Raw genomic sequence first — 25,870 nt, forward strand, 5'->3', positions numbered from 1 at the left:
TGTGATATATTGTACAAATCGTCCAGCCGGCTAGCGGATTAACTGATTTGTAGCCAGTGTTTCATCTTTTCCGCGATGGTTTTTAAAACCACGGGTTTGGAAATATAATCGTTCATTCCGCAATCAAGGCAACGTTCTTCCTCACCTGACAGAGTACCGGCGGTAAGTGCAATGATAGGAACTAATTTCCCATTTTCCAATTTACGAATGGCTTTTGTGGCGTCGTATCCATTCATCTCTGGCATCTGTACATCCATAAAAACAAGTTGCGGTTCTGTTTGGATAAAATTCTCAACAGCCAGAACTCCATTTTCTGCTTCGATGATGATGGTTCCTGGTAAAGATTTTTGAACAATGGCTTTGGTTAACATCATATTGACTGGATTGTCTTCCACAATCATCACTTTGATTTTTTCAGTGGTTTGGATGGGTTTTACTGGTTCGTAATTTGGTGTTACCACTTCTGGACTTTTACCAGAAATCATTTTTTCTAAACTATCATATAAAATATTTGTTTGGATGGGTTTGAGTAGGATGGATTGGATTCCAAGTTCTCTTCCTTTTTGATAAATGGTTTCATCATTGGTCGATGTATGAAGAGAAAAAAATGGTTTTTTTAGTTTTTTTGTTTCGATGGTCTTCAGAATTTTTTCTATAAATTCTAATCCATTGATTTCAGGCATATTAAAATCTGTAATGATCACATCATAAATGGTTCCCGAGGAAATCATTTCAAAGGCATCCGTAGGTGAACGAAAACAATCTACTTGGATTCCTTTATACGTTAACATTTCTTGGATTACAAATAAATTGGTTTCGTTGTCATCAATCACCATTACCTTTTTGATTTGATTCAGTTCTGGTTCTGTATTTCTTTCATTATCCGCAAGCGTGGTGATTTTGAAAAAGAACCTAGATCCTTTGTCGCGTTCCGACTCCAATTCCATTTTGGAATCAAAAAGATGTAATAGTTTACTGGAAATCGATAACCCTAAACCAGTTCCACCAAACTGTCGTGTGGTGGATGTATCTGCCTGTGAAAATACTTCGAAGATTTTGTCCCGATTTTCAGGACTGATGCCAATCCCTGTATCAATCACTTCAAAGAGAAGCTCATATTCATTATTTTCTTTTGGTTCTGCAGAGATTTTGATTTGAATTTCACCTTTTAGGGTGAACTTCAATGCGTTGCCAATTAAGTTTAATAGAATTTGGCGCAAACGCAAAGAATCGACAAAAATATTTCTAGGAACTTTAGGTGAAATGTTGAGGATGAGTTCTAAACCTTTTTCGTATGCTTTGTGTTTGACGATCTCTGCAATTTGATGGAGCAAATCATAAATATTGATTCTTTCCTTATAAAGTTCCATTTTCCCAGATTCAATTTTAGAAAAGTCTAATATATCGTTGATAAGGTCGAGGAGTGAACTTGCAGAAAGATATACCGTTTCCATATATTTTTTTTGCACTTCATTTAGGTCTGTCCGCATGAGTAAATCAGAGAACCCAATCACACCATTGAGTGGGGTTCTGATTTCATGGCTCATATTCGCAAGGAAATCTGATTTTGCTTGTGACGCTTTTTCCGCATTTTCACGTGCGACGATAAGTGCTTTTTCGAGTAATTTACGATCCGTGATGTCGGTATGGGTTCCGATCATTCGGAGGGGTTTGCCGTCTTCCGTCCATTCGATGACTTTCCCTCGGTCTAAGATCCATTTATAAGAACCGTCTTTACATAACATCCGGTGTTCATTTACATAAACGGAAGTTTTCCCTTCGAAATGTTTGTCTAAGTCAGCAAAATAATTTGGTTTGTCTTCGGGATGGACTCTTGATTCCCATTCGGAAATATCGGATCCGATTTCTTCTTCTGAATAACCTAACATATTTTTCCATTGGTTGGAAAAAAATACTTTGTTGGTTTGGGAATTCCAATCCCAGATTCCATCTCCAGAACCTTCAAGGGCAAATTGCCAACGGCTTTCACTGGCACGTAACGCTTCTTCGGTGGCCTTGTGCGCAGAAATATCAATTCCAATCCCTAAGTACCCAGTAATTTCTCCTTTTTTGTTTTTACTCGCAGTGACAACAAGTTGAACTGGAAATTCTGTTTTGTCTTTACGAACATAAGTCCATTCATGGGAATCATATTCGCTTAACTTTGCTCTATGTACAAAAGTTTCGAACCCTGAAATGGGAACTCCAAATTCGCGAGACAAAGAAGCCGCTCTTTTTTGAATTTCTTCTGGTCTGTGGAAAATTTCTGGAGAAGTTTTTCCAACTACTTCATCTGCTTCATATTGCAAATGGTATTCGGCACCCTTGTTGAAATGGGTAATGATCCCATTTGTATCTGCACCAATAATCGTTACGTGAGTTGTGGCATCTAAGATTGTTTCTAATTTGGCGAGAGCATCTTCTCTTTGTTTGTCGGAGTTAACATTTTTTGTTATGTCTTGAAAACTTCCAAAAACTCGGATACATTTCCCATTTTTAAATACAGAATGTCCTATAGTCCTCGCCCATTTGAGTTTCCCTAGTTTTGTTTTGACTTGAAGGACTAAGTCATAAGAAGTACCGTTCTTCACTGCATCATTAAATGCTTCTAATAAAAGTTCGCGTTGTGATTCCACCGGATAAAATTCAAAAGCGGAATGAAGTAGTGGAACATAGTCATCCGGCACTTCGTGGATTCTTTTTGTTTCTTTTGCCCAATACAATGTGTTGTTGACTAAATCAACATCCCAAGCACCAACATTGGCTGCGGCATTTGTTTCTTCAAAAAGAAGTTTGATTCTTGCCAATTCATCTCTTTGTTTGATAATTTCTAGTTCTTTATCTTTTCGTTCAGTGATATCTATGAGATAGGAAATCTTTTCGGTGGGAAGGGAACTGAAATAACTAACCACACTATAATCAGAAACATAAATATAAGTTCCGTCTTGTTTTTTGAATCGATACTCTCTTTGGTAAGTGCGCGATTTGTTTTTGATATGTAATTTTTCTTCTTCGTGGACTTTTTCTTTGTCATCGGGATGGAGGAGGTCATCCGGATTCAACATTCCTTTTTTGAAATCACCTGTTTGATACCCTAAGTTTAAAGAGACATTGGGGGAAACATAGGTTGTTAAAAATTCCGCATCGTATTTAAACCGAAAGATGACGTAAGGGCCACTGTCCAAAATCACATTTTCAATACTAAAGTTAGGTTCCCCGCGAAGGATCACCCCAGGTGTGTTTTTAGATTCCAAATACCGCCCAGAGATCCGAAAAGGATTTCCTAAGAGACTCGTTGTGAATTGGAAGGGAGTTCGTCTTGCCAATGTTTCCTGGCAAAGGTTGGTAAGGATGAGGGTGTCTCTGGGAATGATATGAAGATCATTGATATGTTTTCCCGTAGAGATAGAGTCAGGTGGCAAATATAGATTGGGAGAAGTGCGAGAAAATTGAATTTCCAGGAAAGGATCGAGGTAGATGAGAAATTCATCGAAACTTTCCACGATGGATTGGTAGTTGAAACTTTCTGCCATGAATCGTTATGTCACTTGACCAAATCGATTGGTCTTAAAGAGTAATGGATACGATGATGAATCGCCTGTCACTTTCTATTTTTCTCTGCTGTATTTCTGTAGTTCCAACAGCAAATTTAATGAGTCAGTCCCAACGAAATCATGGTTGGGTTGTTTCTGGATCGACTTCCAAACTTCTCATCCAAGGAAAAGAAATACTGAATGCCAGAGATGAATTTCGCTTCAAATCACCGGAAGGGATGTCCCAAATCCAAGAGATTGACTACTATCTGATGTTAGGGGAATATTACCTTCGCAAAAAAGACAAAGTAGGAATCGCCAATATTCTATATGATCTCAGAACCAAAAAAGGGGAGTATAGTTTTGCCGATTTTTTACTGACATCACTCTGGAAACAGTCGCAAGGGGAAGAAGTCCAAGCAATCAAAACATTAGATTCATACATCCAAAAAGAACCGAATACCTATTTTCGCAACCTAGCAAAAAACATGCGAACCAATCTTTTCCAAGCAGGAGAAGATGAAAAAAAGACCATGGTTCGAATGGATTGCCAAAAAACCAAACCATACTATTCTTTATGTAGAGTTTTTCGTTTACAATACTATATCGATCTTCCTTCCGGAAAGGAAAAAGATATGCATAAACATTTTGTAAACATTATGCGTGTCAGTTCTCCATTTTTTGAAGATCCAAATTTGGAGTGGATCCCACTTCTGGATCGAATCGATGAAGACCTTCCTGCCAAACTAACCTTTCTCGGTTTTGTAAGAGAGGGGATTCACTTACAAAAAATGATTATGGATTTGGAAAAAATCACAGATGGTTCCATCGACGAAAATTCCAATGAAAGAATGGCCTTTCTCCAAATTTTAGGAGGAGACTATTCGGGGGCTGAAGAATCTCTTTTAAACTTCCTAAGGTCAGCCAAGGGAAAAAAAACATCCATACTCAATCGCATTTATGTTAAGTTAGGTGCACTTGCTTACTTTCAAAAGGACTATAAAAAATCTTTAGAATATTATTTGAAGTTAGATTTAAACAATTGGTCGGCGGACATCCACCATCCTTTTTTGAATGAACCAATGTCCATTTCCGAAGTTAAGGATTTAATTTCTGTTTCCCTCTATAAAGTGAGTGGGGCAGAGGCGGCACTGAAAGCCCTACAAAAAATCAAAGACCCTGAAAAATTAACCGAAGCTGACATTTGGCCCAAACTTAGAATTTCACAAATGCTTATGGATCAAAATCCTGAGTTATCCTCTCGGATGACTGACGAAATCATTTATATGGCTCAGGAAAAAAAATGGAGAAGGCTTGAGTATGCGGCCACCATCTTACAAGGTTATAACCAAATTTATAGGAAAGAATTTCGTAAATCCACCATTGAACTAACAAAGAGTAGGGGGATTTTGGACGAAGAAAATGCATTTTATGCCGCAGAGTTTCTTCGAAACTTTGGATTTGTTTTTGCTCATACAGCTTCGGGAAAAAAAGGTCCAGTGAATGGAAACATTCGTGATGGGGTCGCCGATTATCTCCAAAACAATCTTTATGAAGATTTATATTACATTCGTAATTATAGGCCTCTTGCTTTCTCAACAGATTTATTTTTTGAATATACGCTGAGTCATTTGCGAGATGATAACGATGTATGGGGACTTCTTGATTCTATTTACAAATACAATTCCGTGAAGTGGGCTCGGAGTGTGAAGGGAAGTCCTCATTCCCTTTTTCAAATTCAATTTGTAGACAAACAATTCCAATATTTGTCTGGCTTTTCTACAGCAAGAGAATCTAAGTTTTTTGATTCCACTTATGCGGATAGTAGAGAAACAGAAAGTCAGATCCAAAGAAAAAATGAAGAAGAGTCTGTTCGGAATTTAGAATCAGCCAAACTACCAACCGTTCTTTTGTTACCTTATAAAGAAGAGTTTTATCTTTTCACTTTCAATCCGAAAGAATCAAAAAGAAACCAACTCAGTTGGAAAGTCATCCATTCCCAAAGACCAGACACCACAGAGGTGATCGAAACTGTAAAAGATTTGGTGAATGCCAACAAAGATAACGATTCCGTACAGATTTATATGAATGAATCGGGTGTTAGTCTTATGCGTTCTCTTAAAAAAGAAATGCGAGAAACCCAAGTTGTGTTTTTCTTTTCTCTCCAACCCGTCTCGGACTCTCACAAACCATTAGGTGTATTTTCATGGAAATGTCCGGCAAACATGCGGTCTCTGGAAGGGAAAGGAATGAATTTAGTGGATACTGCTTATTTTGAAGGATCACGAATCCTAAAAGAAAAAGAAAGATTACACCTTTGGGATTTTCCATCAAACACAAGTTCTTCGGGACAAGTGACGAACCTTTCCTGGTCTTGTAAGTCCGATTCTGGAAATTTTGAAGAAATCCCATTTTTAAAATTGTTTCGTAGGATCGATTATCGCACAGTCCCACGTATGGTAGTTTATACGGAACGTGTTTTAGGAAGGCCTTGGTCTGATTACTCAACACACTACCATTGGCTTCATTTTTGGTTTCGATCTGGGACAAAAAAAATTGGTTACCTTCCCACACTTCCCGTTTTGGATTCCGGATCGGTTACTGGACTTGCCGAACCTTCCAAATACCGCGAAGAGGGAGTTTGGATCCAAGCCACAGCCTTATAAAAGTGACATAACCTGAAACCTATCGATTCCTTTCCCGAATCGGTTGGACTCATTGTATCCTCATTTCCGGCAAAAATAGGCCAAAATTATAGGCGACACTGGAAGATCACTCCAAAATACTTAATTCTATTCCTCATACGCAATGGACCCTGATCATAAAACTTTAGTGGTGTTCGAGTTTCTATGGAAATAATCGGCATCTTTCTCATCTTCTTCCTCGTCTTTGTCAATGGTTTCTTCGTCGCTGCCGAATTTGCCATGGTTTCCATCCGGCCTTCTCGTCTCGAGGAGCTTGTCAAAGAAAACAGAGCCATGTCTCATATTGCCAAAAAGGCAATTTCAAAAATTGATGATATGTTATCGGTTTGCCAAGTGGGAATCACAGTGGCAAGTTTACTCCTTGGTTGGATCGGAGAAGCCTTGTTCGCAAGTGTTGTCTCTGGATTCCTTCGCATGTTCCATATCGAATTGGATTTAGTAACCATTCATAGTATTTCCATTGGAGTTTCTTTTACAGTCATCACACTCCTTCATGTGATTTTGGGGGAACTCGTTCCGAAAACACTTGCCATCCAAAATACGGAATCGATTGCACTTGGTGTTTCGGCTCCCATGTGGTTTTTCTATTATTTATTCTTTCCAGTCACTTTTGTTATGAATCGATTGGCCGGCGGAATCCTTACACTTTTCCGTTTGCAACGAACTGGTGATAAGTATGTTCATTCAGCTGAAGAACTAATGATCATCATTGAAGAACAAAGAAAACAAGGTCGGATTGACAATGCAGAGATGCAGCTCATCCAAAAGACTTTTGATTTTTCAGAACATACTGCCAAAGATGTAATGACACATAGGCTTTCGATCATTGGAATTTCGCAAGAATCCACAATCGATAAAATGCTCCCACTGATTGCTGAACATAGTTTTTCCAGATATCCAGTTTATGACCAAACTTTGGATCGAATTGTTGGGATTGTACACGTACAAAAGTATTTAAAGTGGCAAGCGGCTCATCTTTCGGCCAAAGGCAAAAAAGAAAAAATCACAGTCATTATGGAAAAGGATTTTGTGAAAGTTCCAGAATCTATGTCCATCGAACGAGTGATGACAAAACTCCGTGAAAAAAAACAACATATGGCCATTGTCATTGATGAATACGGTGGAGTTTCCGGCTTACTTACGTTAGAAGATATCATTGAAGAATTTTTTGGTGAAATTCGTGATGAAACAGACACTGATGAAGTGGATGTAACCTCAAAAAATAAAAAAACCAAAGCCATCACTCTCGATGGAGAAACTGAACTTTCTAGTTTGTCTGGCATTTTGGAAGGGGAAGAACCTTCTGATATGGAAGAAGTGCGAACCATTGCTGGTTACTTTATGGAAAAAAACGAAGATATGCCAAAAGAAGGTAGCATCGTTCAAATCAAAAAAGGTAGCCTTAAGGTAAAAAAAATGGAAGGGAATAAAATCATCTCCATTTTATTTACGCCTAAACTAGAAGAAGATAATGATTCTGAATTGGAAAGGGAACTCTCTTACGAGGACAGATAAATGAAAGAAATTGTCATTGCTGTTTCTGGATCAATCGCTTCTTACAAAGCTTGTGATTTGGTCAGAGGACTTACAAAAGACGGATATCCTGTTCGTGTGATTATGACTTCCAATGCCACAAAATTTGTTGGTAAAATTACCTTTGAGGCATTAACAGGAAAACCGGTTCGCGTAGATGAATTTGATACAGGTATGGCTCATATCGAAATCAAAAACATTGCCTCGGTTTTGGCAGTTGTTCCTGCTTCTGCAAATATCATCGGTAAAATGGCCAACGGAATTGCTGACGATCTAGTAACATCCACTTATCTTGCTTGCACCTCTCCCGTGTTAGTGGCTCCTTCCATGAATCCAGGAATGTATTTACATCCCGCAGTCCAAAGAAATTTAAAAACCCTTACATCGGATGGAGTCACAATTGTTTCTCCCGATAAAGGGATTGTTGTTTGTGGGGATGAAGGCTATGGCAAACTTGCCTCCGTTGATTCCATCATGGAACAAATCATCAAACTTCATAAAACAAATTCATGAATCTGAAATTCAAACGTGTGATAGTTACCTCTGGGCCCACTAGAGAATGGATCGATCCTGTACGTTATATATCCAATGCTTCTTCGGGAAAAATGGGATTTGAAATTGCAACTTCTTTCTTAAAATATCCTGTAGAAGTGGTTTATATTCATGGGAATACTTTGGAGCGATATGCGCATGTAACAGGGGCCATACGAAATATTGAGGTGGAAACCACAATACAACTTCGAGATGCAGTACTTGCAGAAATTACAGATGATAGTTTACTTGTGATGGCAGCAGCACCTGCGGACTTTCGCCCCATTATGACCGCTGAACATAAAATCAAAAAAGAAAAAACTTCAGAAGGAACAAAGGGGCTACTTCTCGAGTTAGAAGAAAACCCTGATGTTTTACAGCAAGTCACCGAATATGTTACAGAACATAAAATTTTAAACTCTCTTCGAGTTGGATTTGCAGCTGAAACAAATAACTTGGAACAATATGCCAAAGAGAAACTAGTTCGGAAAGGACTTAATTACATTGTTGGAAACTACGTAGGATCAGGCATTGGTTTTGGGGAAGTAAACTCCACAATCCGAGTATTTAGTGTTAGTGGGTTAGAAAAAGAAATTGGCCCTTTGCCCAAAGAAAAAATCGCCGAAGAACTTGTTTCCTTTTTAGTGTCCGTTTGATTTGGTTCCAAACCCAAACGCAAAATAACCCGCAAGTAAAATCAGTCCAAAACTTACAATATAGTTCCATTTGATTTTTTCACCTAGGAAAACTGTGGCAAATAAAATGAATACAAAGATGGTGATGACTTCTTGGATGATTTTTAATTGGAACCCTTCAAACTTATAAACGGTAAATCCAATTCGATTGGCAGGAACCATCAATACGTATTCGAAAAATGCAATTCCCCAAGAAAATAAAATCACATAAAACATATTGGTTGACTTTGCAAATTTTAAATGTCCGTACCAAGCAAAGGTCATAAATATATTGGAAAGTAAGAGTAGAATGATGGTTAACATAGAATTCTCTGGATTTGTTTGTTCCGATTTACAGTTTTGAAATGAATTTGGATATGATAGATATTCAATTTTGAATCCTTCTAATATCAAACGAAATATTATTTTAAAACGATTCTCCAAACACTTCCTTAAAAATTTCTGGAAGGATTTCTCCCGCTTCCCCAGCAAAATGAAGTTCTATAGAAGGAGTGAGGGAAGTGGATTCTGGATTGATTTCGATCCCAAGAGCTCTGTTACGAATGGCAGTTAAAGCTAAGTTGGCTGGAACCGATACATTCGCACTGGTTCCCACAACAAAAACAACTTGAGCTTCTTTACTTTGTTCCCAGGCCTTCGTGAGGAGTTGATTGTCATAACTTTCCCCAAACCAAACTATGTCTGGCCTTAATAGTGATTCACAAGCAGGACAAAATTTTAGTCCAGATTGGTTCATCCCATCTTCACTCAAAGTATATTTTTCACGACAAACCGTACACTTCGCACGATAAATATTGCCATGAATTTCCAAAAGATTTTTACTTCCTGCCCGAGGATGGAGTCCATCCACATTTTGAGTGATTAGATTTACAGTTTTTGAAAATGATTGCCAATTCGCTATAGTTAGGTGGCCTTCATTTGGTTTGGCTTCTGAACAAATCTTACGCCGATAGTCATACCATTCCCAAACCACTTCGGGTTGTTTGGCAAAAGCTTCGGGTGTGGCGAGATCTTCTGCTTTGAACTTTTTCCAATACCCTCCTTCCCCGCGAAATGTTGGGATTCCACTTTCGCTAGAAATACCAGCTCCTGTCAGAAACAAAATATTACGAGCAGAACGGATTCGATGGATCACATCGGGAGTGAGGAGATTCATTTATTAGATCATTCTATTCAAATAGGTAAAAAATTAAATCGGAAAAAAATCTGGAAATAGAAAACTGGTAGTCAATGGCCAATCATTGGGAAGAAGTCCAAAAAAAACTAGATTCCATCCATGAAAAACAATTGTTTCGGGAAACTCGTAATTACGAAGGAATTGATTTTTGTTCTAACGATTATATGGGTATGGCAACTAATCCCAGTATGTTGGAGTTTTTCCAATCAAAAAAGGATATTTATCCGTTTGGATCCACGGCCGCCCGTTTGGTTCGAGGAAATACCAAGTCAATGGACAAGTTTGAGTCAGAGTTTGCTCATTTTGTGGAAGGGGAGGCGGCACTTCTCGTTTCCACGGGGTTTACTGCGAATTTTGGCCTTTTGGATTCCATTGCTGCTCCCGACTGTTATCTGTTTACTGATCGTTTGAACCACGCATCCATTTTAGATGGGATTCGTATTTCTGGTGCACATAAAAAATATTATCATCATTTGGATATGAATCACCTTCGCAGTTTATTGGAAAAAGCAGATATAGATGATCCAGAACGTAAAAAAAAGCGAATTGTGGTGACGGAAACTTTATTTAGCATGGATGGCGATTCTCCTGATTTAAAAACCTTACTTTCCTTAAAGAGAGAATTTGGATTTGTTCTTGTTTTGGATGAAGCCCATGCCTTTGGGATTTATGGTGCGAATGGGAAGGGGCTTGTCTTTCAGGATTTAAGTCTATCAGAAATCCAGTCCATTGATTACCGAGTGTACACTTTAGGAAAGTCTCTGGGACTAGAAGGTGGAATCATTGTCACAAAAAAAATTGGCCGTGACCACTTAGTAAATGTAATGCGGTCATTTATTTTTTCTACGGCACCACTTCCTATGGTTTCGGAACTTGCTTCCCATTCTTTGAAACTCCTTAGTTCGATGGACAAAGAAAGAGAAAATTTATGCGAGATGGCTGAAACACTTAAAAATTCTTTGAAATCCAATGGATTTATCATCACTGCCTCTACTTCCCATATTGTTCCCCTATTGCTTGAAACAGAAAAAGAAGCCTTGTTTTATGCCAAAACCTTACAAGAAAAAGGATTGGATGTCCGTGCGATTCGTCCTCCCACAGTTCCAAGCCCTAGGTTACGAATCAGTTTGAACGCTAAGTTAAAGTTAGGTGATATTCAAGTTTTGGTAGAAACACTGGTTTTAGTTAGAGAGAAGTGGATTTCTCTCTAACTATTTGATTGGTTGTCGCTTTTTGAAAAGAAATTTGTTTAAGATTCTTCTTCGAATTTACGGATTTTGTTTTTGATTTCGTCTGTTGTGGATTTGAGATTTTCTGTTTTGGTTTCTTTCTCTGTTACGAAAGTGTGTCTCTTTTTTTTGGTTCCATATTTGTAGATTCCAAAAAGTCCAAGAACTCCAATGGCAAACAAAGTAAAGTTGATCCAGGTTCCATCAGGTTGCGCCAGAATTTTTGGTCCAAATCCATACACAATGGAATCCACCATTCCTTGGTTTCCATTTTCCTGAAACATCACAACAATGGGGTCTTGTAATACAGAATCTCCAAAACCGTTCTCCATCTTAGAAATGATTTCCTCTTCCTTCATCCCATCTTTGATTCGATTTTCAATAAAGGTTTTAAGATAACTAGACGCAGCACACATGTTAAATGAACATGATTGGATGGGTAAACTTGGTAAACAGATACAACGAATTTGTTCCGTCACTTTTAAGAAGGTTTGGATTTGCCCATCCTCTTTTAAATTGGTGGTAGTTTTTTGTGCGAATAGTACTGCCGGAAACAAAAAACAATATCCAACCAAAGTAAGATGGAATAGGGATCGTTTTAAGATCTGTAACTTAGTTTTTTGTTGGATCTTCTTCAAAACAAATTCGGATGTTTCCGATCCAAACAGACTGGACGGGGTATTATTTGGAATTGTAATATCCATTTTAACCAACCGCCTTCTTTGTCTTTTCGCCAATCGGTAGTAGTAAAAAGATTCCAGTTAAGAAATAAAGTAACGATCCTACCCAAATCAGTTTTACAAGAGGGTTCACCCATACTTCCAAGTTGGCTACGATTTGTCTTGGAAAGTTAAGAAAGAATTTGAGTTTGTCCATCTCACTTCCTGGAGTGAAGTAATACTGCATAAACATCAAAGGAAGATCCGGATTCTCTGATTTTAGATCCGAAGTTTCAATGGCACCCAGTTGTATATAAAAATCTTCTTTGGCCATAGAAAGAATGGCAGGTTCACTAGTGGGAATATGTGTTTCGAAATCTCCTGTTAGGTGAGAGATCTGTGGATAAAATCTACGTTCAGTGACTAAATCGGAAAGTTTGTCAGTCCCACGAAAGATAGAATAAGTTCCTTCCTGGGCAACAATTACGTTTTGGATGTTTGGCTCTCCACCAAGTCCCGATATCAATACTGGTTTTAGTTTAAGAGTGGAGGCTTCAATTTGGTATCCACCAATCATTGCTTTGTCAATGGACTGGTAGACAATTTCTTCAGACGTCGGTGGTTGGAGTTCATAAAAGAAACGAACCGATGTATTGATTTTAAATGCATTCCCTGCATATCCAATAAAGATAAGCACTAGTGAAAAATGCACTAGGTATCCGCCATACCGCCGTTTGTTTTTGAGTAACATTCGGTATCCAGCTACAAAGAAATTTTCGTTTGTAAATTCTTCGCGGCGGGCTCTGATCCCTCGGTAGTATTCTTGGATGATCCCGGAAATGGTAAATACTCCAATGGTGACTGTGAGAACCGAATAGACCTCGGCTAAAACATCTCCATACTTACTATCTGGTTTTGTAAAGTTTTGAGAATAAAAAAGAATGTAGAGTCCACCGCCGACAAGTCCGGCGATAAAAGGTTTGAGAAGGGTGGAAAAAAAGACTGCTCCTGCTCCCTTTCTCCAAGCAAGTAGTGGTGCCGCTCCCATCAGAAGCAAAAGAAAAATCCCAGCAGGAACACCCCAGGAATTAAACCATGGAGCTTTAAATTCTTTTCCATACAAAAGAGGAGAAAAGACACCGAGCAATATGGCTGCGGTCGAAAGAACCAGTAAAAAGTTATTCAAAAGAAAACTTCCTTCTTTGGAAGTGATGGCTTCTAAGTTCCTTTCTGGTGTTAGGTGTTTTCTTCGATAAATGACAAAACCTGTAAAAAATAGAAAACTACCAATGATATAAATGATAAATGGAGTTCCAATGGTTGATTTGGAAAAACTATGTGGTCCTTCCAAAACTCCTGAACGTGTGATCCAGGTTCCAAGCAAACTAAAATGGAATGCAAGGATCACAAGTAACATGTTCCAAAACTTCAACATCCCTCTACGTTCTTGGATCACAACAGAATGCACAAAAGCACTGGTAAGAAGCCATGGCATAAGGGATGCATTTTCGACTGGATCCCAAGCCCAATACCCACCCCAACCTAACTCTTCATAGGCCCACTTTGATCCGAGTAAAATCCCTGTTCCGAGAAAAAACCAAGAAAACAAAGTCCATTTACGAATGAACTTCATCCAATCTTCCGAGAGTTGTCCTGATACAAGAGCAGACATCGCAATGGCAAAAGGAATCGAGATACTCACATAACCAATATAAAGGATCGGAGGATGAATGATCATCGCCCAGTGTTGGAGGAGGGGATTGAGCCCCCGACCCGCTGCCGCTTCTGGAACAAATTCACGAAACGGTTGGGCATCTCCATAAAATACAGCTAGGAAAGAAAAAAATCCAGAAAGAACTGCGAGGATTAGATTCATCATGGGGATTCGATCTTCAATGGATTTACGAGTTTGCCATAACACAATGAAGGTGAATACGCTAAGAATCAAATTCCAAAACAACAAACTTCCCGACGATCCAGACCAAATGGATGTCATTTTGTAAAATAGCGGTAAGTGTTCGCTGGAATGCATGACCACATAATAGTTGCTATAGTCTGATCTTACGAGTTGTGTGAGTAAAACTGTAAAGGTGAGGACAATGACAAATGGATTTGTCATTAGAGCCAAACGACCGAGTTCGATCGCTTTTCGTTCTTGTTTATAGATTCCGTAGATGGTTTGTAATGCGGAAAAAGTTAAAATGGCTAGAGAGGCTGCGAGAAGGATGGTTCCTAAATTGTTCATTGTTCCTCAGCGTATCCCGCTTCATATTTGGAGGCACATTTTGCTTCCACGTGACTCGCAACAAGAACCCCATGGTCTAACTTTCCATCCACACGGGCTCTAGCTCCTTCTTTAAAAGCATCTGGCAAAAGAGTGGCTCCGGTGAAATGGACAGGGATGATTTGATCATTCAGTTCCAAATCAAATTTTGCTTTTTTCCCTTCGCGGACAAGGCTCCCTACCCGAACAAATCCTCGTACACGAAGATTTTGATCAGAATATTTGGTAGGATTTGCTGCCAGTTCCGACGCATCCAAAAGTAGATACGAGGTTTCTTGGGAGGAGAAAAAAGCGATCCCTCCGAGAGAGAGTCCGATGAGAAATAAAAGAGTTAAAAACTTACGATTCATAATCCATTCTTTAGACGGTTTCCCGTCTTTCCTCTAACCTCTCTGATTGCAGGTTTCGGTCAAACAAAAAGGTCTTAAAAATGGGAGGGATTTGGAAGGGTTATAAATAGGATTTCGCGCGGTATACTAAGTATCCTACCCATTCTTTGATGGCCATCGTCGTTTGTTCTAAAAATCCCGCCGAAGGAATGTAAAGTTCAAAGGCCCCTGAGCTTAAGTTGGTGGCACGGTAGTCTGTGGGATAGGGCACAAAAGAGATCTCTTGTTTCTGAAAACAACCGGCGGCACGTTTCATATGGAAGGCAGAAGTCACAAGGATTGCGGATTCTATCTTTTTTTCTTGGAGAATCTTTTTTGTTTCTACTGCATTCTCATAAGTATTTCTCGAATTATTTTCCCAGATTAAGTCTTTTTCCGGAACTCCTAAATCCAAAAACAATTCTTTGGCTAAGTCTGCTTCACGGTATGTATTTGCAAATAGAAGTCCCGACCCACCAGTAAATAGAATTTTTTTTACTTTCCCTGCTTTGTATATTCGCACAGCGTCTGTTAGTCTGTCTGCTGAGTCAGAAAGTTCCGGTCTTCCAGGATGAGCCGAAATAGTTTGGATCATCCCACCTAACACGATCGCTACGTCTGAATTAGGAAGACTGGATATGGAAACCGGTGGATAATCTTTTTCCAGAGATTGGGTTAAAAAGTTTGCTACATAAACATTGGATGCCAAATACAAAAACAAAACGATTTGAAATAGTTTATACTTTCCATGTCCCGATTTGGTTTGTAAGATGAGAATGAACGCTAAAAGAAAAAATACAGGTAGAGGATAGAGTAGGATTGTCCCAAGTTTGGAAAGGGTAAAAAATATTGAATCCATTGGTGATAGGATTTTTAGATCTTAAAAATCTTACCAGTCTAAATCGGGGCCGAGAACCCCAATCCCACTACCCCAATATTGAGATGGGTGCGGGTAACGAACGGAAATGCCTAAAGGAGAACGAGAATACTTCCAGTCGCGTGCAATTTGTTTTCGCCTTTGGATCTGTTCTTCGGGAACAGAGGTTTCCATTGTGTTTAGATACTGTTTGGTGAGTTCCACCCATTCTTTGATGGCAGCAGGGTTTTGTTTTTTTAGGTCTTGGATGAGAATCCTAAGTTCGAATTCTGCATCTTCCCTTAGGTCACGTGCAATTTCCGAAACTTCTGCATTGGCACCAAAGACAGTTTCGTTCCCTTCCGTACGATCTACCGTTTCTCGCCATTTTGCATAGGCAATCATTAGATCTTTTGTCTCATCATACCTAAACATAATAAAAGAAGGATCGTTCCTAATTCTAAAAAAGGCAATCGAAAATTCCCAACACAGGAAGTTTGTTTCCGTCTAATCCTCGTGAAGTTTCTATCTTTCCTTTTGTTCGTAGTCTTTTTTTCGCTCTCCTGTTTTACCGATGCGAGTGTTCGTAAATCTCATCATACAGAGAACGGATTCAAAAATCCAAACCCTAACTTTGAAACCAAAGGCCTTTGGAATGTAATCGTTTGGCAATTCCAAAGGTTCCAATTACCGAATAGTTTGGATCCGGCCGACTATCCCCCGTTTCCCGTTGTTGGAAATGACGGTGTCGAATTAAAGAACAATACGTCCAAACTTTCAGTCACTTGGGTGGGACATGCGACAACCCTCATTCAGATTGATGGAGTGAATATCCTAACAGATCCTATTTGGAGCGAAAGATGTTCCCCTGTGAGTTTTGTTGGTCCAAAACGTTACACTCCACCGGGGATCAAAATCGAAGATCTCCCAAAGATTGACATTGTGATTTTATCGCATAACCATTATGATCATACAGATTTACCAACACTAAAACAATTGGAAGAGAAATTCCATCCTCTTGTCTTAACCGGACTTGGAAACAAAAAATTGTTGTTAGGTGAGGGTATGAGAAATGTGAAGGAGATGGACTGGTGGGATGAAACAAAAACTTCAGGACTTCAAATTACTTTTACACCAACCCAACATTTTAGTGGGCGAGGAATTTTGGATCGAAACGAAACTCTTTGGGGAAGTTATCTCATTTCGGGGAAAAAGGAAAAAGTTTATTTTGGGGGTGATACCGGATACTACACACATTTTCGCGAAATTGCCGAAAAGTTTGGTTCGATTGATGTAGCCATTTTACCCGTGGGAGCCACCGAACCTCGTTGGATGATGCAACCCGTACATGTGGATCCTAAGGAAACAGTGCAGGCTTTTGCCGACCTAAAGGCCAAATATTTAGTTCCAATGCATTATATGACCTTTGTTCTCTCGGATGAACCACTTGATTCTCCTGTGCCCCGCACCAAAGAGGAGCTAAAACGATCGGGAATCTCCGAGGAAAAATTCGTTCCTTTAAAAATTGGGGAGTCTCGGTTTTTTTAGTTCCAAGAGGTTTCTATTTTAGATAAGCTGTCCTAAAAAATAGGATGGTGAGCATGTTGAAGAAGCTTCTCACAACGATAGTATTCCTGGTTTGTTTGTCTGTGACAACGGCAGGTTTATTTGCGGAAGACCCAACTCCGGTTCAAGCGCAGACAACCACTCAGGAAGAAACAGGACATTCGTCTCATGGCGAATCAGTACACGAGGAACTACCGTATTGGACGGTATTGCCTTTTGTTGCCATTTTACTTTGTATTGCAATCTTACCGGTTGCTTCTCATAAAACTTCTCATTGGTGGGAAGACAATAATAACAAATTGATCCTTGCTGTGGGACTCGGAGCCATTTCTTTTGTGGTTCTACTTGTTTATGGATATAGCCATAATATCGTTCACACGGTTTTCTTTGATTATATCCCCTTTATCATTTTACTCGGATCTTTGTTTTATATTTCCGGTGGGATTGTAATCAAGGGTGATATCCATGCAACACCATTAAATAACACCTTGTATTTGTTAATTGGTGCAGCGTTAGCTTCATTTATTGGAACTACCGGTGCTTCCATGTTACTCATTCGTCCACTGTTAAAAACAAATAGCGAAAGAAAACATGTGGTTCACACTGTTGTGTTTTTTATCTTCCTTGTTTCCAACATTGGTGGGTCTTTAACACCACTTGGTGATCCTCCACTTTTTCTAGGTTATTTGAAAGGAGTTCCTTTCACTTGGACATTCAAACTATTGCCTGAGATGCTTTTGGCAGTTTCTATCTTACTCGTAGTGTATTTCGTTTGGGATACGATTGCTTATAAAAAAGAAACCAAAAAAGATTTAAAACGCGACGATAAACTCGCCACTCCTTTTTCCATTGGTGGTCAAGTGAACTTCATTTGGTTACTCGGTGTGATTTTAGCAGTTGCATTTTTAAATAGTAACTACATTCCAGAAATCAACCAAACACCAACACTTGGATTTATCCGTGAGGCAGTATTAATTGTTCTGATTGGTCTTTCTAAGTTTACTTCGAAAGAAGCAGATCGTAAGTTTAACAACTTTACTCTCCATCCAATCCAAGAAGTGGCCTACCTTTTCATTGGTATTTTCATTACGATGATTCCTGCTCTTGTCCTCCTTGAGGCACATGGTAAAGAACTGGGAATCACACAAAACTGGCAGTTTTTCTGGGCAACAGGAGCTTTCTCTTCTGTTTTAGACAATGCTCCCACTTACCTCACTTTTGGTTCGTTAGCTTCTGGCCTCCTCACTCCAGCGGGTGCGGCAGCTCCTCTCACGTTAGGTCAGTTCATCGGAAATGTCCAAGCGGAAGAAATTCTAAAGGCCATTTCGGTGGGTGCCGTATTTATGGGTGCGAATACTTATATCGGTAACGCCCCTAACTTTATGGTAAAATCTGTTGCAGAAGAAAACAAAGTAAAGATGCCATCTTTTGGTGGTTATTTAGCATACTCTATGGGAATTTTAGTTCCTGTGTTTATCCTCATTACTTTCGTATTCTTCGTCTAAACTTTTGGACAAACCGGGGAACTTTCCCCGGTTGTAAAACAATTTGAATTTATCAACACTCCAATCTTTATCTCGATCCGGTTCATTTTCTCATTTAACTAACGTTCACCAGTCTTTAGAAACTGAGCGAAACCAATTAGAATCCATTTTAAAAGTTTCTAAAGAAAAACTAATTTATGGAATCCATACAGGGTTTGGACCCCATGCCTTCTCATCCAATGAAGATACGGGAAAAATCCAAAAATCTTTAATCTATCATTTAACCGTTGAACCTGTATTTTCTTCCGATGGAATCCCGCATTCCCATTTAAATCATAACGAAGCAAGGGCCGTTCTTGCGGCTAGAATTCATTGTTTGTCACTTGGTGGATCGGGAATCGACTTTAAAACATTAGAAATATTGAATACACTTTTGGAGTTGGATTGTATTCCTGTTTTGCCAGAAAAAGGTTCTCTTTCGGCTTCTGGAGATTTGATTCCCCTCAGTTACATTCCTTTGGCACTTCTTGGTGAATCTGGTTTTACTGGAATAGGAAAGGATTTGGCACCGAGTCGGTGGAATGGCGGAACTTCCAAAATCCCTGGTTTGCCTTGGACTCCCAAGGTTAAGGAAGCAATTTCTCTTACCAATGGAACAAGTTTTACCACTGCCCTTCTTGGGCTCCAAGTTCTTGAGTTTCGAAACATACTTTCTTATAGTTTGGAACTTCTAGAGTATTTGTTTAGTTTTCATTCTGTTTTTTCTGACGCCTTCCATCCGGCTTACCATAACCACAAACAATTTGATGGCCCAAAAGAAATTGTTAAAATTCTTTATCCAACCGTTTCAAAACATTCCAAAGTGAAAAAAGAAGGAAGTAGAATCCAAGATATATATTCTATCCGTTGTATTCCTCAAATCCTTGGATCTATTTTGGATGAACTGATTTCTGTAGGAAAGGTAGTGGAACAAGAGTTAAATTCCCTTTCAGACAATCCTGTTTTAATTCCTACAGAAGAGGGAGTTCGGTTTGCCGAAGGTGGTGGGTTTTATGCCGCCCAAGTCAGTTTTGCCGCTGACAGATTGCAGAATGCGATGGCTGTTTGGTTTACTTGGGTGGATCGATTTTTGAATTATCTCTATGAACCAAATGAAAACGGTGAGTTCCCTTTGATGTTGTCAGATAAACCAGGTACGTACGCAGGATTATCGGGATTAGGTCTTATGTCCACTCACCTAACGGCAGAAGTACGTAGAGATAGTATGCCAGGTTCTGTACAGTCTATCTCTACCAATGGAAATAACCAAGACATTGTACCTATGGGTGCGATTTCGGTTTTAAGAAATCGCAGAACGGTCTCAAGTGCGTATAAATTACTTTCTATATTTGCTTTTTCGGTTTTTCAGTCTTCTCGGTTTGCCAAAAGAAAGGATCTAATTCCAAATCAAAATTTATTTGCCGGCCTAAAGACTATGGCAGCAGATCGAAGTCTGGACTTTGAAATCCAGACATTGATGGAAAGATTAAAAAATTCTACTTCTTCTCTTGTAGAGATTCCAAACGGTTGAGTCCAAACCCAAGAACCAACCCCAAAATTAGAGCTGCTAGTGGGATTTGTGTTTCTGCAAAGTCTTTTGGTAATACATTCTTTGCAGTGGCAATTTGAATGTCTCGTTTCACTTCTCCCGATCTACCTACAATTGTTTGGCCATTGGCATAGTCTTTGAAAGGCCAGAGGATAAAAAAGGATCCTAGGATAAGGCCAAGTAAAAAAGTCATTGTATGCGACTTATACTTAACAAATAACCATTTTACAAAATGAGTAAAAATCAGAAGCCCGAGTAAACATCCAATCCCAAATGCTGCGAGAAAAACAATCGAACTTGGCTCTAGGATGGTAGAAAGTTTTCCAATTACGATTTGGTATTCACCTAACACAAGCATGATGTAAGAACCAGAGATTCCTGGTAGGATCATTGCAGAAATGGCAACGGCTCCAGTCAGAAAAGCAATCAAAGGATTTTCCGAACCCGTTGTGTCTCCCATAAAAAAACTAGGAACAATTGTGAGTAGGATTCCTGGAATGAGGAAAAGCCATACAACTAAGCTATGTTTTTCGATGAGTTTATAAGGGACAGCAAGAGACGGAAAAATGAGTCCTATAAAAAGTGCAAGTGTTGCTTGTGGGTGGTTTTGTAGTAAATACTGGATGAGTTTGGCACCAGAGATAACGGATAACAATAAACCGATTCCAAGAAAGACAAGAAACCAAAAATCAATCCGTTTCATTTCTTCCGCAAAACGTTTTCTTACATCTTCTTTCCAGAATCCAAATACTAGTGCGATTGATACTTTGATGGTATCCAAGTTTAGGGATGTGATGGCAGTAATTAACCTGTCATAGAGCCCGAGGATGAGTGCAAAAGTCCCTCCGGAAACACCGGGGATGAGGTTGGCAATCCCGATGAGAAAGCCATTGAGAAGGCAGAATAAAATTTCTTTTTTCGATAGAGGCATAAAGGAAAGGATGGAAGTCCAAAGTCTTTATGCAAGGTTTTTTCTAGGTATTAAAATCCAAAGGATTCCGTAACTAAATGCAGAAAAAAGGAAAAGGGTTAAGAAAATAAAAAGATTCGGAATCTTAAAAAATGTTAATACAAGATGAATAGAAACAACACTGAGGTTTAAACTGAAAAATATAAGAAGAGATCCAATTTTTCCTAATTTGGTTTCTGTGATTCTCTGATAGAGATGTTCCCGGTGTGCGGAAAACAAATGTTTCTTTTGGAAAAATCGTTTGGTTAGGGTAAAAATTCCATCCAACCAAAAGTATGGAAATAGATAAAAATAATATGTGGCATCCCAAACTTCAGATTTAAGTTCTGTCCATTTTCCAACAAACAATGGTAATGCCATTACAAAAAATCCTAATGCTAACGATCCACTGTCTCCCATAAATAGTTTGGCTCTTGGAAAATTATAAAATATAAATCCAAACATGGAAACAAAAAGGATCAGATAAAAACTATAACCATAGTTCCCCAAAGCATAGAAATTGGGGCAAACAAAGGCCAATGAAAAATAAGACAAAAAGATGGTTGTGACCAAATACCAATCCATCCCATCCATAAAATTGACTAAGTTGATAGCAAATACGAGAAAGATGGTAAGGCCAAATATTTGAACAAACTTAGGAACAGATCCCAATCCAAAATATGTTAATTCTGGATTTGTCCAAATTAAAAAAGTTCCAACCACACTGAGCTCTAAAAACAAGCGAAGTTTCGGGCTGAGATGATACAAATCATCGATAAAACCAAGGATACAAAAGATAAAAACACCAGCTAACAAAAGGTAGATGTCCGTTCTTTGCGAAAGATTTTCTGGCGCGAATGAGAGTTTGGTCGTATCTGGGTAAAAAAGGAGTCCTAAGATACTCAGTAGAAATAAAGGGATAAAAAACATTCCTCCCGATTTTTTGGTGACAACGTCATGCAAACTACGTTCGTTTGGCACATCTTTGACCCCAAATCGGGAATGGACATAGAATGAATGCAAAATGAGGCTGAGAATTGCGAGAATGGCAATCATTGGTGGTAAAAAAGAGACCATTTTCGTAAAGTTTATGGGTTAGGGGTGTTTTGGCAGTTTTTTATTGCAAAAATCCGTCCCTCTTCGATGTTTAATTTATGTTTCAGGGCGTTTATACCGCGGTCATCACCCCCTTCCGCCAGGGGAAAATCGATTATGATAGTTATTTTAAAATCCTAGAAAACCAGATCCGCTCCGGCGTGGCAGGTGTGGTTCCTTGTGGGACAACGGGTGAATCTCCCACCCTTTCTTATGCAGAACATAAGGAACTCATCCAAAAGACCGTCAAAGTTGTGGCAGGGAAAATCCAAGTCATCGCGGGAACTGGATCTAACTCTACAAAAGAGGCCATTGAACTCACTGAGTCTGCTTGTACGGACGGGGTAGACGGAATCCTAACCGTCAACCCATACTATAACAAACCCACACAAGAAGGGATGTTCCGTCATTTTACCGAGATTGCCAATGTATCATCCAAACCAGTGATGTTGTACAACATTCCAGGAAGAACCAATGTGAATTTACTTCCAGAAACGGTAGCAAGGCTTTCGGCTCATCCAAAAATCGCGGCAATCAAAGAAGCAACCGGCGATTTAGGTCAAATGGCAAAGGTCATTGCTGCTACACCGTCTGACTTTGATTTGTTGTCTGGTGATGACAACCTAACACTTCCTGTTTTATCCATCGGTGGTAGAGGAGTGGTTTCTGTAGTCTCCAATCTTTTTCCTCGTGCTTGTGTGGATATGGTTTCCTTGTACTTACGTGGAGACTTAGAAGCATCCAAAAAGATTTATTACAAACTCCTTCCTGTGTTTATCAATGCTTTCATTGAAACCAATCCCATCCCCATCAAAGCTGCAATGAGTTGGTTTGGTTATTGTGAAAATGAACTTCGTCTACCGATGACTTCTTTGTCAGAAGGTTCACCTGCAGACAATTTCAAAAAAACTGTATTCCAACTCAAAGAGGAAGGCATTGTCTAAAATCAAAGTTGGTGTCATCGGTGCTGGGGGAAGGATGGGAAAGGCCATCATCCAAGTCCTTTCTCTTTCCAAAAAATCAGAGTTAAGTGCTGCTGTTGTGAGAGAAGGGGCCGTGTATGCGGGATTTGATTCTGGAAACCATGCTGGTATCAAAGAAACGGGAATTTTACTTTCTACCGACTTACAAAAAGCTTGTGAATCTTCCGATGTTTTGATTGATTTTAGCACCCATACTGGATTTGAATCCATTTTGAATTCTGCCTTAGCCAATAAAAAACCATTGGTGATTGGAACCACAGGCCTTACTGATTCCGATAAGGCTCTCATCCAATCGGCAGCCACCTCTATTCCCATTGTCTTTTCACCGAACATGTCTGTGGGTGTGAATCTGTTATTTAAATTAACAGAGATCGCAGCAAAAGTGTTAGATGAAGATTTTGATATAGAAGTTTTAGACATCCACCATCGGCATAAAAAAGATGCCCCTTCGGGAACAGCCATGTATTTGAAAGAGGTTCTTTTGAATGCAACCAAACGTTCAGAAGAAAATGTGATTTATGGTCGTCATGGTATGTATCCAGAAAGAGACCAAAAAGAAATCGCCATGCACACGATGCGCGCGGGTGAAGTGGTTGGTGAACACACTGTATATTTTTTAAGTTCGGAAGAACGAATTGAAATCACTCATAAGGCACAGGATCGTAAAACCTTTGCGACTGGTGCCGTAAAAGCCGCCGAGTTTTTACACGGAAAGTCCAAAGGGCTTTATAATATGTTCGATGTGTTAGGAATATAAATTGGATTTTTTTCGAGGATTATACATCATTCCGTGGAGTAAAAACTATATCTCCATATCTTTAGATGTTTTAATCGTCGCATTTTTAATTTATAAAACCTACACAACACTTCGTAGAACACGAGGAATCCAACTTTTACTTGGCGTGGGAATCATTTGGATTTCAGGAAGTTTTGCTGAATATTTAGGGTTTGAACTTCTGGAATGGATTCTCACGAATATCAGACCTGCCTTGGTGTTTGCTATCATTGTCCTCTTACAACCAGAACTTCGTAGGTTGACCGGCGATTTAGCGCGCATTCGCCTACTTCGATTGTTCTTTCTGAAACCCACATTTGATCTTGATCCCATCGTAGAAGCGGTTCGGATCATGTCTCAAGAAAAAACAGGATCCATCATCGTACTTGTGAAAGACATAAGTTTGAAAGATATATCTGAAAACGCTGTGCCCATGGATGCACAAGTCACATCAGAGGTATTACAAACCATCTTTTTTAAAAATTCACCACTACACGATGGAGCTGTGATCATCGAACAAAATCGAATTGTTTGTGCGGCATCTTATCTACCAATGAGTAGTTCGGTGGAAATTGCAACACTCGGTGCAAGGCATCGTTCGGCCTTGGGCCTTTCTGAAGAAACAGATGCCATCATCATTGTTACCTCTGAGGAAACAGGTGATATTACTATTTGTTACGAAGGGGAAATGTTACATCCAGTCAAACCTTTGGAACTCAAAGCCCTTGTGAGTAGCCTAATGGCTGGAACCAGAAGGTCAAAGGATGATTCTCTTCGTAAACCCAAAGAGAAAGATACGGGAGTCAGTATATGATTCCAAAACTTTTAGGTAAAGTTGGTAGAAACTGGAAAGCGAAGTTAGTTTCATTAATCATTGCTAGTATTTTTTACGTAAATCTTCAGAACTCTAAAGTTTTGATCAAAACCATCAACGTCCCTGTCGATTATCCAAAGTTATCTGGTAATTTGAACTACTCTAAAAACCCAGAAAAAACAATTCCGGTTCGGGTTGAAGGTTTGAAAGACGTGGTGAATTATTATTCGCAATTTATGAAAGCTGTAATTGATCCAGAGGATGTACAACTCGGAGTCACGGAAGTTCCGATTAAAAAAATCGTTGGTGTTCCGAGTGGAGTTAAGGTTACCAAACTTAAAAAAACTGTTCCTGTGGAAATTGAATCTCGTGGATTAAAAGTAGTTCCTTTGGAAGTTGTATTTGAAGGAGCACCACCACCTAACTTTGAAAAATTGACCCAAATTGTGAGTCCTCAAAAGGTGACTCTCAGTGGAAAACCACAAGATTTGGAAAAAATTACCAAGGTAATTTTGCCTGAGATATCACTTATCGATAAAAAAGAACCATTTGCAAAAACGGTTCGGATTCCGGATCTCCCTAAAGGTGTGAGTGTTCTTGGGTCACGTGATGTCACTGTGAATGTAAATATCATTCCGCTTTCTTATAAAACGGGGGAACAAACGGCTGCAGGAATTCCCATTGTTTGTTCAGGCTCAGACGCCAGGTTGGATGCGGAACTTTCGGAAGAACAAGTTGCGATTCGTTATTTTTCTCTCAAACCAATTCGTTCAGCACAAATTCTTACCGGAATCACAGCCCAAGTCCCATGTAACTATATTTTTGATCCTATCAAAAACAAAATCATTCCCGAATTACAGCCGCAAGTTGCCAAAGTTCGAATCATAAAAAGTAAAGATTTAAAAGGCATTGAGATTCTGCAAATCAGTCCTGAAAAAATTGAAATCCGTTACAAAGTAAAAGAACAACAAAATCCAGATTCTGATCCCACTGATGATGGAACCGGAATGGAAGGTCCAGGCACGGTCCCTTCCGATCGGTCTTAA

General features: G+C 39.2%; 22 protein-coding genes. 12 read left to right on the forward strand and 10 right to left on the reverse strand.

Annotation, left to right across the window (positions count from 1 at the left end; all coding sequences use genetic code 11):
• Positions 1 to 38: 38 nt before the first annotated feature.
• Positions 39 to 3,533 (reverse strand): PAS domain-containing protein, encoded by a 3,495-nt coding sequence (locus tag EHQ24_RS14820; protein WP_135602331.1) that lies wholly within the window; start codon positions 3,531 to 3,533, stop codon positions 39 to 41.
• 56 nt (positions 3,534 to 3,589) lie between these two features.
• On the opposite strand from EHQ24_RS14820, the gene EHQ24_RS14825 reads away from it, so the two are divergent.
• The 4 genes from EHQ24_RS14825 to EHQ24_RS14840 all read left to right on the forward strand — a co-directional run bounded on the left by EHQ24_RS14825 (position 3,590) and on the right by EHQ24_RS14840 (position 8,958).
• A complete protein-coding gene (locus tag EHQ24_RS14825) occupies positions 3,590 to 6,199 on the forward strand; it encodes a hypothetical protein (RefSeq protein WP_135602332.1) in 2,610 nt (869 codons plus the stop codon).
• 183 nt (positions 6,200 to 6,382) lie between these two features.
• Positions 6,383 to 7,753, forward strand: a complete 1,371-nt coding sequence (locus EHQ24_RS14830; RefSeq protein ID WP_135602333.1) for a hemolysin family protein — start codon at positions 6,383 to 6,385, stop codon at positions 7,751 to 7,753.
• Entirely contained in the window at positions 7,754 to 8,284 is a 531-nt protein-coding gene (locus EHQ24_RS14835; RefSeq protein ID WP_135602334.1) for a phosphopantothenoylcysteine decarboxylase, read from the forward strand.
• Complete coding sequence (locus EHQ24_RS14840) at positions 8,281 to 8,958, forward strand: phosphopantothenoylcysteine decarboxylase domain-containing protein (protein ID WP_135602335.1); 678 nt, start codon at positions 8,281 to 8,283, stop codon at positions 8,956 to 8,958. The genes EHQ24_RS14835 and EHQ24_RS14840 overlap by 4 nt, the downstream gene beginning before the upstream one ends.
• On the opposite strand, the gene EHQ24_RS14845 is transcribed toward EHQ24_RS14840, so the two are convergent.
• A complete protein-coding gene (locus EHQ24_RS14845; RefSeq protein ID WP_135602491.1) occupies positions 8,944 to 9,300 on the reverse strand; it encodes a DMT family protein in 357 nt (118 codons plus the stop codon). The two genes, EHQ24_RS14840 and EHQ24_RS14845, sit on opposite strands and share 15 nt — an antisense overlap.
• Before the next feature lie 103 nt (positions 9,301 to 9,403).
• Positions 9,404 to 10,153 (reverse strand): SIR2 family NAD-dependent protein deacylase, encoded by a 750-nt coding sequence (locus EHQ24_RS14850; RefSeq protein ID WP_135602336.1) that lies wholly within the window; start codon positions 10,151 to 10,153, stop codon positions 9,404 to 9,406.
• A gap of 74 nt (positions 10,154 to 10,227) precedes the next feature.
• On the opposite strand from EHQ24_RS14850, the gene EHQ24_RS14855 reads away from it, so the two are divergent.
• Positions 10,228 to 11,385: an aminotransferase class I/II-fold pyridoxal phosphate-dependent enzyme gene (locus EHQ24_RS14855; RefSeq protein ID WP_135602337.1), complete on the forward strand. Its 1,158-nt coding sequence runs from the start codon at positions 10,228 to 10,230 to the stop codon at positions 11,383 to 11,385.
• Between the two features lie 38 nt (positions 11,386 to 11,423).
• Here EHQ24_RS14855 and EHQ24_RS14860 read toward each other — a convergent pair whose 3' ends face one another.
• The 5 genes from EHQ24_RS14860 to EHQ24_RS14880 form a co-directional block, all read right to left on the reverse strand.
• Positions 11,424 to 12,107 (reverse strand): cytochrome c-type biogenesis protein CcmH, encoded by a 684-nt coding sequence (locus EHQ24_RS14860; protein WP_135602338.1) that lies wholly within the window; start codon positions 12,105 to 12,107, stop codon positions 11,424 to 11,426.
• A 1-nt stretch (position 12,108) separates the two neighbouring features.
• Positions 12,109 to 14,307, reverse strand: a complete 2,199-nt coding sequence (locus EHQ24_RS14865) for a heme lyase CcmF/NrfE family subunit (protein WP_135602339.1) — start codon at positions 14,305 to 14,307, stop codon at positions 12,109 to 12,111.
• On the reverse strand, positions 14,304 to 14,696 hold the full coding sequence (locus EHQ24_RS14870) for a cytochrome c maturation protein CcmE domain-containing protein (RefSeq protein WP_135602340.1): 393 nt from the start codon (positions 14,694 to 14,696) through the stop codon (positions 14,304 to 14,306). Before EHQ24_RS14870 ends, EHQ24_RS14865 begins: the two co-directional genes overlap by 4 nt.
• Before the next feature lie 100 nt (positions 14,697 to 14,796).
• Positions 14,797 to 15,573 carry a YdcF family protein gene (locus EHQ24_RS14875; protein WP_135602341.1) on the reverse strand — a complete coding sequence of 259 codons (777 nt, stop codon included), beginning with the start codon at positions 15,571 to 15,573 and terminating at the stop codon, positions 14,797 to 14,799.
• 30 nt (positions 15,574 to 15,603) lie between these two features.
• Positions 15,604 to 16,005, reverse strand: coding sequence for a hypothetical protein (locus EHQ24_RS14880; protein WP_135602342.1), 402 nt, complete (start codon positions 16,003 to 16,005; stop codon positions 15,604 to 15,606).
• Positions 16,006 to 16,107: 102 nt separating this feature from the next.
• Here EHQ24_RS14880 and EHQ24_RS14885 point away from each other — a divergent pair, with 102 nt between their 5' ends.
• From EHQ24_RS14885 to EHQ24_RS14895, 3 genes are read left to right on the forward strand one after another with little or no spacing between them, the layout of a single operon-like run.
• The gene (locus tag EHQ24_RS14885; protein WP_244310441.1) at positions 16,108 to 17,118 is read left to right on the forward strand and encodes an MBL fold metallo-hydrolase; all 1,011 of its coding nucleotides are present in this window, start codon (positions 16,108 to 16,110) and stop codon (positions 17,116 to 17,118) included.
• Between the two features lie 53 nt (positions 17,119 to 17,171).
• Entirely contained in the window at positions 17,172 to 18,641 is a 1,470-nt protein-coding gene (locus EHQ24_RS14890; RefSeq protein WP_135602344.1) for a sodium:proton antiporter, read from the forward strand.
• A 43-nt stretch (positions 18,642 to 18,684) separates the two neighbouring features.
• Positions 18,685 to 20,190 carry an aromatic amino acid ammonia-lyase gene (locus EHQ24_RS14895; protein WP_135602345.1) on the forward strand — a complete coding sequence of 502 codons (1,506 nt, stop codon included), beginning with the start codon at positions 18,685 to 18,687 and terminating at the stop codon, positions 20,188 to 20,190.
• On the opposite strand, the gene EHQ24_RS14900 is transcribed toward EHQ24_RS14895, so the two are convergent.
• Together EHQ24_RS14900 and EHQ24_RS14905 are read right to left on the reverse strand one after the other, a co-directional pair.
• Positions 20,156 to 21,139 carry a DUF368 domain-containing protein gene (locus tag EHQ24_RS14900; RefSeq protein WP_135602346.1) on the reverse strand — a complete coding sequence of 328 codons (984 nt, stop codon included), beginning with the start codon at positions 21,137 to 21,139 and terminating at the stop codon, positions 20,156 to 20,158. The genes EHQ24_RS14895 and EHQ24_RS14900 overlap by 35 nt on opposite strands.
• 27 nt (positions 21,140 to 21,166) lie before the next feature.
• Complete coding sequence (locus EHQ24_RS14905) at positions 21,167 to 22,234, reverse strand: MraY family glycosyltransferase (protein WP_135602347.1); 1,068 nt, start codon at positions 22,232 to 22,234, stop codon at positions 21,167 to 21,169.
• Between the two features lie 77 nt (positions 22,235 to 22,311).
• Between EHQ24_RS14905 and dapA the strand changes: the two genes are divergently transcribed.
• Genes dapA through EHQ24_RS14925 form a run of 4 tightly spaced genes read left to right on the forward strand, consistent with a single transcriptional unit; the run spans position 22,312 to position 25,870 of the window.
• Positions 22,312 to 23,196: a 4-hydroxy-tetrahydrodipicolinate synthase gene (gene dapA / locus EHQ24_RS14910; protein ID WP_135602348.1), complete on the forward strand. Its 885-nt coding sequence runs from the start codon at positions 22,312 to 22,314 to the stop codon at positions 23,194 to 23,196.
• Entirely contained in the window at positions 23,189 to 23,992 is an 804-nt protein-coding gene (gene dapB, locus EHQ24_RS14915) for a 4-hydroxy-tetrahydrodipicolinate reductase (RefSeq protein ID WP_135602349.1), read from the forward strand. Before dapA ends, dapB begins: the two co-directional genes overlap by 8 nt.
• A 1-nt stretch (position 23,993) precedes the next feature.
• Entirely contained in the window at positions 23,994 to 24,824 is an 831-nt protein-coding gene (gene cdaA / locus EHQ24_RS14920; RefSeq protein WP_135602350.1) for a diadenylate cyclase CdaA, read from the forward strand.
• On the forward strand, positions 24,821 to 25,870 hold the full coding sequence (locus EHQ24_RS14925) for a CdaR family protein (RefSeq protein ID WP_135602351.1): 1,050 nt from the start codon (positions 24,821 to 24,823) through the stop codon (positions 25,868 to 25,870). The genes cdaA and EHQ24_RS14925 overlap by 4 nt, the downstream gene beginning before the upstream one ends.

Source organism: Leptospira noumeaensis (assembly GCF_004770765.1).
Classification (GTDB): Bacteria; Spirochaetota; Leptospiria; order Leptospirales; family Leptospiraceae; genus Leptospira_A; species Leptospira_A noumeaensis.

Coding starts and splice junctions, on each gene's coding strand:
- EHQ24_RS14900 (WP_135602346.1), bottom strand. CDS start 21,139: ATGCCTCTATCGAAAAAAGAAATTTTATTCTGCCTTCTCAATGGCTTT.
- EHQ24_RS14875 (WP_135602341.1), bottom strand. CDS start 15,573: ATGGATTCAATATTTTTTACCCTTTCCAAACTTGGGACAATCCTACTC.
- EHQ24_RS14850 (WP_135602336.1), bottom strand. CDS start 10,153: ATGAATCTCCTCACTCCCGATGTGATCCATCGAATCCGTTCTGCTCGT.
- EHQ24_RS14860 (WP_135602338.1), bottom strand. CDS start 12,107: ATGGATATTACAATTCCAAATAATACCCCGTCCAGTCTGTTTGGATCG.
- EHQ24_RS14830 (WP_135602333.1), top strand. CDS start 6,383: ATGGAAATAATCGGCATCTTTCTCATCTTCTTCCTCGTCTTTGTCAAT.
- EHQ24_RS14880 (WP_135602342.1), bottom strand. CDS start 16,005: ATGTTTAGGTATGATGAGACAAAAGATCTAATGATTGCCTATGCAAAA.
- EHQ24_RS14905 (WP_135602347.1), bottom strand. CDS start 22,234: ATGGTCTCTTTTTTACCACCAATGATTGCCATTCTCGCAATTCTCAGC.
- EHQ24_RS14890 (WP_135602344.1), top strand. CDS start 17,172: ATGTTGAAGAAGCTTCTCACAACGATAGTATTCCTGGTTTGTTTGTCT.
- EHQ24_RS14835 (WP_135602334.1), top strand. CDS start 7,754: ATGAAAGAAATTGTCATTGCTGTTTCTGGATCAATCGCTTCTTACAAA.
- EHQ24_RS14865 (WP_135602339.1), bottom strand. CDS start 14,307: ATGAACAATTTAGGAACCATCCTTCTCGCAGCCTCTCTAGCCATTTTA.
- EHQ24_RS14840 (WP_135602335.1), top strand. CDS start 8,281: ATGAATCTGAAATTCAAACGTGTGATAGTTACCTCTGGGCCCACTAGA.
- EHQ24_RS14845 (WP_135602491.1), bottom strand. CDS start 9,300: ATGTTAACCATCATTCTACTCTTACTTTCCAATATATTTATGACCTTT.
- dapA (WP_135602348.1), top strand. CDS start 22,312: ATGTTTCAGGGCGTTTATACCGCGGTCATCACCCCCTTCCGCCAGGGG.
- EHQ24_RS14825 (WP_135602332.1), top strand. CDS start 3,590: ATGAATCGCCTGTCACTTTCTATTTTTCTCTGCTGTATTTCTGTAGTT.
- EHQ24_RS14820 (WP_135602331.1), bottom strand. CDS start 3,533: ATGGCAGAAAGTTTCAACTACCAATCCATCGTGGAAAGTTTCGATGAA.
- EHQ24_RS14870 (WP_135602340.1), bottom strand. CDS start 14,696: ATGAATCGTAAGTTTTTAACTCTTTTATTTCTCATCGGACTCTCTCTC.
- EHQ24_RS14925 (WP_135602351.1), top strand. CDS start 24,821: ATGATTCCAAAACTTTTAGGTAAAGTTGGTAGAAACTGGAAAGCGAAG.
- EHQ24_RS14855 (WP_135602337.1), top strand. CDS start 10,228: ATGGCCAATCATTGGGAAGAAGTCCAAAAAAAACTAGATTCCATCCAT.